The sequence below is a fragment of the Variovorax sp. 160MFSha2.1 genome, assembly GCF_048305075.1.
GTDB lineage: Bacteria > Pseudomonadota > Gammaproteobacteria > Burkholderiales > Burkholderiaceae_C > Variovorax > Variovorax guangxiensis.
This window is the reverse complement of record NZ_CP157625.1, coordinates 127615-140038: the sequence shown is the minus strand read 5'-3', so window position 1 is coordinate 140038 and position 12424 is coordinate 127615. Positions and strand designations below refer to the sequence as shown.

Genomic DNA, 12424 nt, shown 5'->3' with positions numbered 1-12424 from the left:
CTGTCGCGCCGCGCACCGCCCGCGCGGCGGTGGCGGCGCCGCCTGCTGAAAGCACTCCGTGTCCGATCCCAATCACGCCCCCGCCCCCGCACCTGTTCCCGCCCAGGCCTCCGCGCTGCAGCGCGCCGTGCAGCGCCTCGAGGCCTTCTGCTTCTCCCATCGCCGCGGCATCCTCGTCGCGCTGGCCCTGTTCACGCTGGCCATGGCGTGGTTCGCGGCGCAGCTGCGCATGGACGCCGGCTTCGACAAGCAGATGCCCTCGGGCCACGAGTACATCCAGACCTTCCAGGCCTACCGCGAGGACGTGCTGGGCGCCAACCGGCTCAACGTGGTGGTCAGGGCCCGCCACGGCACCATCTGGACCGCGCCGGCCCTCAAGCGCCTGTATGAGGTGACCCAGGCCGTCACCTACCTGCCGGGCATCGAGCGGCTGGGCGTGCAGTCGATGTGGACGCCCAACAGCTTCGTCAACGAGATCACCGAGGAAGGGTTTCGCGCCGATCCCCTGATCGACGCCACCATCACGCCCGATCGGCTCACGCCGGAGATCATCGCCGGCATCCAGCGCGCGGCCGCGCAGGGCGGCTTCATCGGCACGCTGGTCTCGCGCGACCAGACCAGCGCGATGGTCACGGCCGAGCTGGCCGAGTACGACGCGCAGGGCCGCAAGCTGGACTACGTGGCCTACAACCACCTGCTCGAAGAAAAGATCCGCGCGCGCTTCGAGGACGGCGACTTCGAGGTCCAGATCATCGGCTTCGCCAAGCAGATCGGCGACATCGCCGACGGCGCGCAGTCGGTGCTCAAGTTCTGCCTGGTCGCGCTGCTGCTCACCGCCGGCGCGGTGTACTGGTATTGCCGCTCGGTGCGCTTCACGCTGCTGCCCATCGCCTGCTCGCTCGCCTCGCTGGTGTGGCAGTTCGGCACGCTGCGGCTGCTGGGCTTCGGGCTCGATCCGCTCGCGGTGCTGGTGCCCTTCCTGGTTTTCGCCATCGGCGTGTCGCACGGCGTGCAGCAGATCAACTACATCGTGCGGCGCATCTCGCAGGGCCGCACGACCTACGAAGCCTGCCGCGACAGCTTCGGCGGGCTGCTGATTCCCGGCACGCTGGCGCTGGTGACGGCCTTCGTCTCCTTCGTCACGCTGCTGATGATCCCGATTCCGATGGTGCGCGAGCTGGCCATCGCGGCCTCCCTGGGCGTGGCCTACAAGATTGTGACCAATCTCGTCATGCTGCCGGTGGCCGCCTCCTTCTTCGAGGTGAGCCGCGACTTCGCTGACCAGGCCCTGCTGCAGCGCGAGCGCCGCTCGGGCTGGCTGCGCGTGCTGGCCCGGCTCGCCCAGCCGCGCGCGGCGGCCGCGATGCTGCTGGTCACCGCGGTGGTGTTCGGTGCCGCCGTGTGGCAAAGCCGCGACCGCGTGGTCGGCACCTTGCAGCCCGGCGCGCCGGAGCTGCGCGAGGACGCCCGCTTCAACCGCGACGCCGCGTCCATCGCGCGCAATTTCGACACGGGCCTGGACTGGCTGACCGTTGTCTTCGAGGCGCCGCCCGAGAGCTGCGGCAACGTGAACATCGGGCTCTATCAGGACCGCTTCGTCTGGGCGATGCAGCCGGTGGAGGGTGTGCTCTCGATTTCGTCGTACGCCGGGCAGCTGCGCCTGTACAACGAGGGCTACAACGAAGGCAACCCCAAGATGGCCGTGGTGCCCATCGATTCGGCCAACTACGCCGCCCTGTCCACCGAGATCGCGCGCATCCGCGGCACCATGCGCAAGGACTGCAGCATGACGGCGGCGAACCTCTTCCTGACCGACCACAAGGCCACCACCATCCAGCGCGTGATCGACGCGGTGAAGGCGTTCCGCGACGGCCATCCCATGCCCGGCGTGAACATCCGTCTGGCCGCGGGCAACGCCGGCGTGCTGGCGGCCATCGACGACGAGGTGGAAAAGAGCGAACTGCCGATGATGCTGTACGTGTACGCGGCCATCGTGGTGCTGGTCTTCCTGGTCTACCGCGACCTTCGCGCCGTGGCGGCCTGTTGCCTGCCGCTCACGGTGGGCACCTTCATCGGCTACTGGTTCATGAAGGAGCTGCAGATCGGCCTCACGGTGGCGACCCTGCCGGTGATGGTGCTGGCGGTGGGCATCGGCGTGGACTACGCCTTCTACATCTACAACCGCCTGCTGATGCACATGGCCGCGGGCCAGACCATCGTCAAGGCCATCGAGCATGCGATCCTGGAAGTAGGCACGGCCACCATCTTCACCGCCATCACGCTGGCCGTGGGCGTGGCGACCTGGTCGTTCTCGCAGCTGAAGTTCCAGGCCGACATGGGCAAGCTGCTGGCCTTCATGTTCATGGTGAACATGGTCATGGCGATGACCGCCCTGCCCGCCATGGCGGTATGGCTCGAAAGGCTCTTCCCGCGCCGCAAGCCGGTGCGGGCGACCGGTCTGCAGCAGCACTGACATCCATCCCACGATCGAAGATGAAACCAACTTCCCTTCTTGCGCGCTCGGCTTTGGCCGGCGCCCTCGTTTCCCTGTCGCTGGCCTGTGCGGCGCAGGCACCTCAGGCAAAAGAAGCCCCCGCCGCCACCGATGGCATACCTGCGCTGGTTCCCTCGGTTCGCGCCGCGCATGCCGCCCGCGCCACGATGCTGGCCAGCACCCGCGCGGGCGAGCGCATCGTCGCGGTGGGTGATCACGGCGTGGTGCTGCTGTCGGACGACGGCGGCCGCAGCCATCGCCAGGCGCGCCAGGTGCCGGTGGACGTGGCGCTGACCTCGGTCTCCTTCATCGATGCCCGACAGGGCTGGGCCGCGGGCCACTGGGGCGTGATCCTGCACACCACGGACGGCGGCGAGACCTGGCAGATACAGCGCAGCGACGCGGCGCAGGACCGGCCGCTGTTCGCGGTGCACTTCTTCGACGAGAAACAAGGCGTGGCCGTGGGCCTGTGGTCGCTGGTGCTGCGCACCGAGGACGGCGGCGCTCATTGGCAGCCCGTCGAACTGGCGCCGCCGCAGGGCGGCAAGCGCGCCGACCTCAACCTCTTCGGGCTGTTCGCCGACGCGCGCGGCCGGTTGTTCGCGCCGGCGGAGCGCGGCATGGTGCTGCGCTCCGACGACAGGGGCCGCAGCTGGAGCTACATGCCGACCGGCTATGCGGGTTCGTTCTGGAGCGGCATCGCGGGCCTCGGCGGCACTTTGCTGGCGGCGGGGCTGCGCGGCTCGATGTACCGCAGCGTCGACGACGGCGGCAGCTGGCAGCGCGTGGACACGCACACGGAGTCGTCCATCACCGCGCTGGCCGGCGCGGGCTCGAGGATCGTCGGTGTCGGGCTCGACGGGCTGGTGCTGAGCAGCGAAGACGGCGGTGCGAGCTTCGCCGCCAGCACGCGCGAAGACCGCCTGCCCCTGACCAGCGTTGTGCTGGACGGCCAGGGCCGCGCGACGATGTATTCGCGCCAGGGCGTGGTGGCAGCCACCAGCACGAAGGATCCGTCGGCGCGCTGAGCGCCCCGGATCCGGCAAGCAGGCAGGCTACTGGCGGAACACGCCTTCGGCCGCCGTCTCGGCGAGCGCCCGGCGATCGCTGGGCGCTTCGAGCTTGCGCACACCCTCGGGCAGCACGGCCGGATCGCCCTTTTTGCCGACGGCCACGACCGTCTCGATGGCGTAGCCCTGCGGCAGCTGGATGGCCGCGCGCAGCTTTTCGGCGTCGATGCCGGCCATCGCATGGGCCGACCAGCCCGACAGCGTGGCCTGGAACGCGAGGCTGGCCCAGGCGGCGCCGGCATCGAAGGAATGCCACTGGTTGGGGGCCGCCTCGGCGCGACCCGGGAACAGGGCCTCGCGCTGCGAGACCACGACCACCAGCGCGGCGGCGCGCCTTGTCCACATCTGGTTGAACTCGACGAGGCTGTCGAAGATGGGCTGCCAGGCGGGCGTGTCGCGGCGCGCGTAGATGAAGCGCCAGGGCTGCACGTTGTACGCCGAGGGCGCCCAGCGGGCCGCTTCGAGCAGGCTCATGAGCGCGGGCTCGGCGATGGTCTCTTCGGCGAAAGCGCGCGGCGACCACCGGTTGGTGAACAGCGGGTCGATGGGGTGGGTGGATTGGCGGGGATTGCTCATTGAAGACTCCAGGGGAACGATGAAGGAAGATGCGGCATGGCGGTGCCGCGCAGGGACGCGCCGCGAAGACGCCGCGCGGGAAAACGAAGGCGCAGGAGAAGGCGCAGGAGAAGGCGCTTCAGCCGCGCATCAGGCGATGCCGGCCATGTTGATGTACTTGATGATCAGGTAGTCGTCGATGCCGTGGCGCGAGCCCTCGCGGCCGAGGCCCGACTGCTTGACGCCGCCGAAGGGCGCGACCTCGTTGCTGATGAGGCCGGTGTTGACGCCGACCATGCCGTACTCCAGCTGCTCGGCCACGCGCCACACGCGGCCCAGGTCGCGGGCATAGAAGTAGCTCGCCAGGCCGAACTCGGTGTCGTTGGCCATGCGCACGACCTCGGCCTCGTCGCGGAAGCGAAAGAGCGGCGCAAGCGGGCCGAAGGTTTCTTCGCGCGCCACCGTCATCGCCTGCGTCACGCCGGTCAGCACGGTGGGCTCGAAGAAGCTGCCTCCCAGCGGATGGCGGCGGCCGCCGCTGAGCACCTGCGCGCCCTTCGCCACCGCATCGGCCAGGTGCTCTTCCACCTTGCGCACCGCGGCCTCGTCGATCAGCGGGCCGATGCGCACGCCCTCCTGGTCGCCGGGGCCCACCTTGAGCGCGCGCAACGCCTCGGCCAGCTTCTGCGCGAAGGCGTCGTAGACCCGCTCGTGCACGTACAGCCTGTTGGCGCACACGCAGGTCTGGCCCGCGTTGCGGAACTTGGAGACCAGCGCGCCTTCGACCGCCGCGTCGAGGTCCGCGTCGTCGAAGACGATGAAGGGCGCGTTCCCGCCCAGCTCCATCGACACCTTCTTGACCGTGGAGGCCGTCTGCTGCATCAGCAGCCTCCCCACCTCGGTGGAGCCGGTGAAGCTGAGCTTGCGCACCACGGGGTTGGTGGCCAGCTCGGTGCCGATGTCGCCGGCCGACCCGGTCAGCACCGACAGCACGCCCGCGGGCACGCCGGCGCGCTCGGCCAGCACCGCCAGCGCCAGGGCCGTGAGCGGCGTCTGGCTCGCAGGCTTGACCACCATCGTGCAGCCGGCTGCGAGCGCGGGGCCGGCCTTGCGCGTGATCATCGCCGCAGGAAAGTTCCATGGCGTGATGGCCGCGCACACGCCCACCGGCTCGCGCACGACCACGATGCGCTGCGACGCCACGGGCGAAGGGATGGTCTCGCCATACACGCGCTTGGCTTCTTCGGCGAACCACTGGATGAAGGAGGCCGCATAGGCGATCTCGCCGCGCGCCTCGGCCAGCGGCTTGCCCTGCTCGGCCGTCATGATGCGGGCCAGGTCTTCCTGGTTCCGCAGGATGAGCGCGTGCCAGCGCGCGAGGATGGCGGAGCGCTCGTGCGCGGTGCGGCGGCGCCACTGCGGCCAGGCGGCATCGGCCGCCTCGATGGCGCGCCGCGTGGCGGCGGCGTCCAGCCGGGGCACGTGCGCGATCAGCGCGCCGGTGGCGGGATTGGTGACGGCGATGGTCCGCTCGGCGGATATCCATTCGCCCGCCACCAGGCATTGCTCGCGCAGCAGCGAGGGGTCGTCGAGAGTCAGCATGGGGTTCCGATTCAGATCTGGGTGATGAGCTTGGTACTGAGAAAACTGTCGAAGGACTCGGTGCCGCCTTCGCTGCCGAAGCCGCTGTCCTTCACGCCACCGAAGGGCAGCTCCGGATGCGCCATGCCCGAGTGGTTGATGTTCACCATGCCGGCCTCCAGGCCGTCGCCCACGCGGTTCGCGGTCTGCAGCGAGCGGGTGAAAACGTAGCTGGCCAGGCCGAAGGGCAATGCATTGGCCTGCTGCAGCGCCTCGTCGACGGTGTCGAAGCGCGACAGCGCCGCGACGGGACCGAAGGGCTCTTCGTGCATGACGCGCGCATCGGCGGGAACATGGGCCAGCAGCGTCGGCGCATGGAAGTGGCCTTCTGCTCCGATCTGTTTGCCGATGCGCCCGCCGCCCGCCAGCAGCTCGGCGCCGCGTGCGCGGGCGTCGTCCACCAGCGCCTGCACCGCCTGGAAGCGGCGCTCGTGGATCAGCGGGCCCATCTGGACGCCATCCTCCAGGCCGTGGCCCACCTTCACCGCACCGAGCGCATCGGCGAAGGCGGCCGCGAAGCGGTCGTGGACGCCCGACTGCACATGGAAGCGCGTCGGCGACACGCACACCTGGCCTGCGTTGCGCGTCTTCAGCCGCGCCAGCAAGGCCACAGCGGCGTCGACGTCGGCATCGTCGAAGACCAGCACCGGCGCATGGCCGCCCAGCTCCATCGTCATGCGCTTCATGTGCCGGCCGGCCAGCGCGGCCAGTTGCCGGCCCACCGGCACCGAGCCGGTGAACGAGACCACGCGCACCAGCGGCGACTCGATGAGCTGGCGCGAGATGTCCGCCGGCACGCCCCACAGCAGGTTGAACACGCCCGGCGGCAGGCCGGCATCGTGGAAGAGGTGCGCCATGGCCACCAGCGCACTGGGCGACTCCTCCGGCCCCTTGAGCACGATGGGGCAGCCGGCCGCGATGGCGGCGGCGGCCTTCTTCATCGCCTGGCCGAAGGGAAAGTTCCAGGGGCTGAAGGCGGCGCACACACCGATCGGCTCGCGAACCACCAACTGACGCACGCCGGGCTGGCGCGCGGGCACCACGCGGCCGTAGACGCGGCGGCCCTCCTCCGCATGCCACTCGACATGCTCGGCGGCGTTCAGCACCTCGGCCACGGCATCGGCCAGCGGCTTGCCGTTGTCCTGCGTCATGGCGCGGCCGATCTCCGGCGCGCGCTCGCGCGCCAGCGCGGCCACGCGGCGCAACAGGTCCGAGCGCTCGAGCGGCGACACGCGCCGCCAGCCCGCGAAGGCCGCATGGGCGGCCTGCACGGCGGCCTCGACGTCTTCGGCCTCGGCCCACGGCAGCAGGCCCAGCGGTTGCAGCGTGGCCGGATCGTGCACGGGCTGCGTGCGCCGGCCCTGCGCGTCGATGAAGCGGCCGGCGATATAGAGCGAGAGTTCTGGGTACATGGTGGGAGGGCCCGCGGCGCGGGAATGTGGGGCGCGGGTATGGGGCGCCGGTATTGGGGCGCGGTTCGCGCGAGGCTTCAGGCCGCCAGGGCCTCGGCCTGCACGAGGGATTGATGGGCTGCAGCCTGTGTCTGCGCCGTATCGGCTGGGGCCAGCACGGCTTCGCAGAAGCTCTCCAGTTCGGCCGCGGCATCGGCCCGGCGGCCGACGGCGGCGATGAAGCGGTCGGGACGGATCAGCACCCAGTCCACGTCCTTGCCGTGGAACCAGAAGTGCAGCGTGTTCTCCAGGTCCTCGATCACCGTGCCCGAGAGCTGCCCCGGCATCGGCGAGCCGGCCTCGTTGCCCTTGCTGCGCGAGCGCACGGCCACGTAGTGGTCGCAGCCCAGCCTGGCGAGCTGCGCGTGCAGCGCGGCAGGCGCGCCGGCCAGCGCATCGCAGCGCCAGCTCAGCAGCGCGAAGCGCGCGCCGACCACGTCGTCGAGCTTCTGCGACAGGCCGCGCTCGCGCTCCACGTTGGGCTGGATGAACATGCGGCCCACGAGCGCATCGCGCCCGGCCACGCCGGTGTTGCGCACGATGCCCTTCGCGAAGCGCGGCATGGGCTTGAACTTCATCTGCAGCACGTAGTCGCGCACCTTCGGAATGTTCCGGATCGCCATGAAGAAGCGATCGCGCGCCCAGGCCAGCAGCGGGTTGCGCTGCGACAGCACGGCACCGAAGGTGTCGGCCAGGTCGATCATGGCCTTGGCATGGGCATGGCGCTCGTCGTGGTAGCTGGCCAGCAGCTCGGGCCGCAGACGGCCCTGGAGGACCCAGGCGAGCTTCCAGCCGAGATTGAACGCATCGCGCACGCCGGCATTGAGGCCCTGGCCGATCCATGGCGGCGTGATGTGCGCGGCATCGCCGGCCAGGCAGACACGGCCCGCGACGAAGCTGCCCGCCACGCGCGAGTTGTGGGTGTAGACGCGCGCCCGGATGACATTGAGCGCCGCCGGGTCGGCCACATGCCGGCCCAGCAGCTCGCGCACCTTGTCGGGCGCGAGCATCTGCTCGCCGTCCTCGCCGGGAAAGAGCATGAACTCCCAGCGCCGCAACCCGTAGGGCAGGCGCAGGCAGACGTAGGGGCGCTCAGGTTCGCAGTGCAGCGCGGTGTAGGGCGCGTCGAGCGGATCCTGGTCGCATTCGATCACCACCCACTTGGCCGGGTGCGTGCGCCCCTCGTAGGACAGCCCCAGCATCTCGCGCACCGCGCTGCGTCCGCCGTCGCAGGCCACCGCATAGGCGGCGCGCACCTGCTGCTCGGCGCCGGCCTCGTCGCGCAGGGTGGCGGTCACGCCTGCCTCGTCCTGCACCAGGCCCACCAGCTCCAGGCCGAGCCGCAGCTGCACATGGTCGAAGCGCGCCAGGCCGCGGCGCAGCGTCTTCTCGCCCAGCGGCTGCGAGAACAGGTTGCGGCGGAACCAGCCGAACTCGCGCGTGCTCGGCAGGATCTCGGCGAAGCACTGCTTGCGCGCGGTGTACATGCGCATGGGCACGTTCTGGATCATGTCGCGCAGCATCTCCTCGGCCAGGCCGGTGGCCTGGAAGGTGCGCAGGGCCTCGTCGTCCAGTCCCACGGCGCGCGGAAAGTCGAACACCGCCGTGCTGCGCTCGACCACCAGGGTCTGCACGCCGTAGGTGCCCAGCAGGTTGGCCAGCGTCACGCCGACAGGTCCGGCGCCGATGATGAGGACGGGGGCTTCCACGGAAGCGCTCATGAAAACTCCTTGGGACTGAGAGGGGAACGGCAGCTTGCGCGAGCGCCTCAGGCGGCCGAGAGCAGCCGGCTCTCCTGACGCACCAGCAGGTGCCGCACCTGCTTGCGGAATTCCGCGAAGGCCGGGTCGGCCATCAGCGCGGCGCGGCGGCGCGCGCGTTCCTCGAGGCTGTCGAAGGCCCAGTGGAAGACCAGCTGGTTGATGTCGCCGCTTTCCGGCGTCATCAACGCGACCAGTTGCCCGAGCGTGCGGGTCTGCAGCGCGCGGCCGCACTCGTTGTAGATGCGCAGGTAGTCGCGCACGCCACCGGGCACGAGGGTGTAGGTTCTGAGTTCGTGGATCATGGATGGGACAGGCCTGCGGCGGCCGCATCAGACCGCGTCAGGCCGCTTCAGGAAGGTGGTGACGGCCTCGGCGAAGAGCGCCGGCTGGTCGTCGTGGACGTAGTGGCCCGCATCGGGAATCTCGAGGGTGGAGATTCGCGGGTTGAGCGCGCGCATGTGCTCGGCCATGGCCGGCTGCAGGTAGTCGGAGCGGCCGCCGCGCACCACCAGCGTCTCGCACTGCAGCTGGCTCACATCGGCGGCAAGGTCCACCTGGCGGGCGGGATCCGGGTTCAGGCGCGTGGCGGCGATGCCCGCATGGTCGTAGCGCCAGGTGAAGCCGCCGCCACTCATGGGCTTGAGCATGCTGTGCAGCCGCTGCTGGCGCGCTTCCTCCGTCACCGTGGGGCGCAGCGCGCGCATGAACGCGGCGGCTTCGTCCCAGGAAGCAAAGGCGGTGGGCGTGCTCGCCAGTTCCCTGCGGATGCGCGTGGCACCGTCGCTGGCGTCGAAGGCACCGGGGCCGGCGTCCTCGATCACCAGTCGGCGGATTTGGCCGGGATGGTGCGCGGCATACACGATGGCGTTGATGCCGCCCATCGAATGGCCGAGCAGGTCGAAACGCTGCAGGCCCAACTGCGCCACCAGCGCCTCGACGTCGGCGACGTAGGCGTCGGTGTAGTAGTCATGCCTCGGGTCCCAGTCGGTCTCGCCGCGGCCGCGCTGGTCGAAGGCGATGACGCGGAACCCGGGCTGCAGCGCGGCCGCGACGCCCGCGAAGGTCTCGGCATAGCCGCGGATGCCGTGCAGCATCAGCACTGGCCAGGCGTCGGGCTCGCCCCATTCGGTGACGTGGAAGCCCAGGCCATCGTGGAGCAGGCGGTAGTCGCGGCGCTGCATGTGCGTTGCTCCGGCGGCGCTCAGACGAGGCCGTCCTCGCCCTTGATCTCCGAGGCCTTCAGGCCGCCCAGTCGCGCGTTGAGCCGCCCGCGCGTGGCGAAGGCCCAGATCAGCACCACCTCGTCGCGGTTGGGGCCGTCGCCGAACATGGCCGAGACGGTGTCGTAGTGCGAGCGCACGTACAGCGCGTCCTTGTGCGCCAGCGGAATGTCGATGACGGTGCCGGGCCCACCGCGCTTGCCGGTGGAAGGCACCCACGACTTGCCGCCGCCCACGCCCTCGCGCACCGGGTTGGCGGCGGGGTTGGTCAGCAGCGCGTTGCCATGCTCGTATTCGCCGTCGATGCCCACCAGGCAGGCCTTGCCGTAGCTCTCGATGGCCTGCCCGCCCGCGGCCTCGCGGATGCGGCGGCCGAACTCCTTGCCCAGCTCGGGCGAAGGCGCGATCCAGGACGACAGGTCTTCGACGTAGCGGCCCGCGAACGGGTTGCGCAGGCAGGCGGCAATGACGATCTTGCGCAGCGGCTCGCCGTCGGCGGGTGCGCCGGTCTCTCCGGCCAGGGTGTCCTCGATCTGGAGGTACCACTTGCGGATGTGGAAGGCGCTGAGGTCGGGGGTGCTCATGGTGATCGTGTCCAGGAATGGGAGTGGATGGGATGGATGTGCAGCGAGCCGCCGCTCACAGCGGCTGCAGGTCCAAGGCGTTGCTCGGCGCGTTGTATTCGCCCAGCAGGCGCTTGGCTTCCTCGTCGTCATGGACGAGCTCGAGGAAGAATTCGAAGCGGTGGCCGTCGGGGTCGTGGAAGTACAGGCCGTAGCCCACCTTGTGGTCGGTGGTCTTGACCACCTCCACGTTCTTGCGCAGCAACATGCCGTAGAGCCGGCGCAGGTCGTCCAGGCCGCCCTCGATCTCCAGGCCGTAGTGCTGCATGTTCACGGTGCCGCGGGTGGCGGCCTCGGGCTCGTCCACCTGGATGAGCGCGATGTCGTGGTGCTTCTGTCCGAAGGAAAGGAACACCCAGCGCGTCCCGCGCGCCGTGACCTGCATGCCCAGCACCTCTTCATACCAGGGGGCGGAGGCGAAGGGGTCCTTCACGAACAGCGCCAGGTGCGTGCGGCGGATGCGCGGGCGAACCTCTTCGCCAGTGCTGCCGGTGTTGCCGGCGCCGTCGGTGGAAGCGGGGTCGCGGGTGTTCATGGCCGGCCTCCGTGCTTCAGTGGATGGACTGCGGATGCGCGTGCACCGGTGCCACGAAGGGCGTCCAGGCCACCGAGGTGATCTCGCTGAAATCGCGCCACTCCTTGAACCAGCTGCGTCCGCCGTTGGTGGAGCGCAGCAGGTGGCCGTACTTGGTGCCCGCAAAGAGCAGCCCTCGGTTGCTCGCATGCGCGCCGAAGGCCCACACGGTGGAGTTGGGCGCGGTGTTCAGCAGCGTCGGCACCCAGGTCGCGCCGCGGTCGGCGGAGCGATAGATGCGCGTGCGCGAACCCGGCGTGCCGTCGCCGAGGGCCAGCAGCAGCTCGCGGCCATCGGCATCCAGCGGCTGCACCGTGCGGGTGTAGTACAGGCCGTCGAAGCGGTCCTTGGACGGGTGGCAGACGAAGCTCTGGGCATCGTCGATGCTCTCGCACACCGAGTTGACGGTGACCACGATGTGCTTGGCCGGCGCATCCGGCGTGGCGGGCAGTACCGAGATGGCGTGGATGTCGGAGTTGTTGATGCCGCGCCCGGGCGTGTCGATGCGCTCCCAGCTGTCGCCCGCATCGCGCGTGCGCCAGGCGCCGCCTTCCTCCACGCCGAACCAGGCCTCGCCTGCGCGCTGCGGGTGGAAGGCGATGGTGAGGATGCGCGGGCGGTGCACGCCCGAGCAGAACTCGGGCAGCTCCACGTCCAGAAGCTGCCAGCTCAGGCCGCCGTTGCGCGAGCGGTACATGCGCGCCCGCGAAGGCGCGCCGGTGCCGGCGAACACCAGCTGCGGGTCCAGCGGGCTGAAGGCCAGGGCCCACACGGTCTGGCCATCGGCCGGCGAGGCCATGCGCTGGAAGTGCGCGCCGCCGTCGGTCGACAGGCAGATGCCCGCGTCGGCGCCCGCCAGCACGCGGCTGGGGTCCGACGGGTCCACGGCCAGCGCGCGCACCGTGCCGTCGAATTCGATGGCCTCCTTCAGGCCCAGGCGGTGCCAGGTGGCGCCGTCGTCCACGCTGCGCAGGATGCCTTGCCCTGCCGTGCCCACGAGAATGGTTCCGTTCATGTCTGCGACTCCTTGGAT

11 protein-coding genes are annotated in these 12424 nt (G+C 70.1%); 2 read left to right on the top strand and 9 right to left on the bottom strand.

Going from position 1 to position 12424, the window contains the following annotated elements; all coding sequences use genetic code 11:
• Positions 1-202 precede the first annotated feature (202 nt).
• A complete protein-coding gene (locus ABL838_RS32055) occupies positions 203-2473 on the top strand; it encodes an efflux RND transporter permease subunit (protein ID WP_418126535.1) in 2271 nt (756 codons plus the stop codon).
• Between the two features lie 20 nt (positions 2474-2493).
• Complete coding sequence (locus tag ABL838_RS32050; protein WP_418126280.1) at positions 2494-3522, top strand: WD40/YVTN/BNR-like repeat-containing protein; 1029 nt, start codon at positions 2494-2496, stop codon at positions 3520-3522.
• 27 nt (positions 3523-3549) lie between these two features.
• Here the strand turns inward: ABL838_RS32050 and ABL838_RS32045 are convergent, their stop codons facing one another.
• The 9 genes from ABL838_RS32045 to ABL838_RS32005 all read right to left on the bottom strand — a co-directional run bounded on the left by ABL838_RS32045 (position 3550) and on the right by ABL838_RS32005 (position 12406).
• A complete protein-coding gene (locus ABL838_RS32045) occupies positions 3550-4140 on the bottom strand; it encodes a nitroreductase family protein (RefSeq protein ID WP_418126278.1) in 591 nt (196 codons plus the stop codon).
• Between the two features lie 129 nt (positions 4141-4269).
• Positions 4270-5721: an NAD-dependent succinate-semialdehyde dehydrogenase gene (locus tag ABL838_RS32040; protein ID WP_418126276.1), complete on the bottom strand. Its 1452-nt coding sequence runs from the start codon at positions 5719-5721 to the stop codon at positions 4270-4272.
• 11 nt (positions 5722-5732) lie between these two features.
• Positions 5733-7172, bottom strand: coding sequence for an NAD-dependent succinate-semialdehyde dehydrogenase (locus ABL838_RS32035; RefSeq protein WP_418126274.1), 1440 nt, complete (start codon positions 7170-7172; stop codon positions 5733-5735).
• A 77-nt stretch (positions 7173-7249) separates the two neighbouring features.
• The gene (locus tag ABL838_RS32030; RefSeq protein ID WP_418126272.1) at positions 7250-8932 is read right to left on the bottom strand and encodes a bifunctional 3-(3-hydroxy-phenyl)propionate/3-hydroxycinnamic acid hydroxylase; all 1683 of its coding nucleotides are present in this window, start codon (positions 8930-8932) and stop codon (positions 7250-7252) included.
• A 47-nt stretch (positions 8933-8979) separates the two neighbouring features.
• Positions 8980-9276 (bottom strand): NIPSNAP family protein, encoded by a 297-nt coding sequence (locus ABL838_RS32025; protein WP_418126270.1) that lies wholly within the window; start codon positions 9274-9276, stop codon positions 8980-8982.
• A 27-nt stretch (positions 9277-9303) separates the two neighbouring features.
• Positions 9304-10155, bottom strand: a complete 852-nt coding sequence (locus ABL838_RS32020; RefSeq protein WP_418126269.1) for an alpha/beta fold hydrolase — start codon at positions 10153-10155, stop codon at positions 9304-9306.
• 20 nt (positions 10156-10175) lie between these two features.
• Entirely contained in the window at positions 10176-10778 is a 603-nt protein-coding gene (locus ABL838_RS32015) for an amino acid synthesis family protein (protein ID WP_176666444.1), read from the bottom strand.
• Positions 10779-10833: 55 nt separating this feature from the next.
• A complete protein-coding gene (locus tag ABL838_RS32010; RefSeq protein WP_418126268.1) occupies positions 10834-11352 on the bottom strand; it encodes a VOC family protein in 519 nt (172 codons plus the stop codon).
• 16 nt (positions 11353-11368) lie between these two features.
• Entirely contained in the window at positions 11369-12406 is a 1038-nt protein-coding gene (locus ABL838_RS32005) for a WD40/YVTN/BNR-like repeat-containing protein (RefSeq protein ID WP_184641817.1), read from the bottom strand.
• Positions 12407-12424 lie beyond the last annotated feature (18 nt).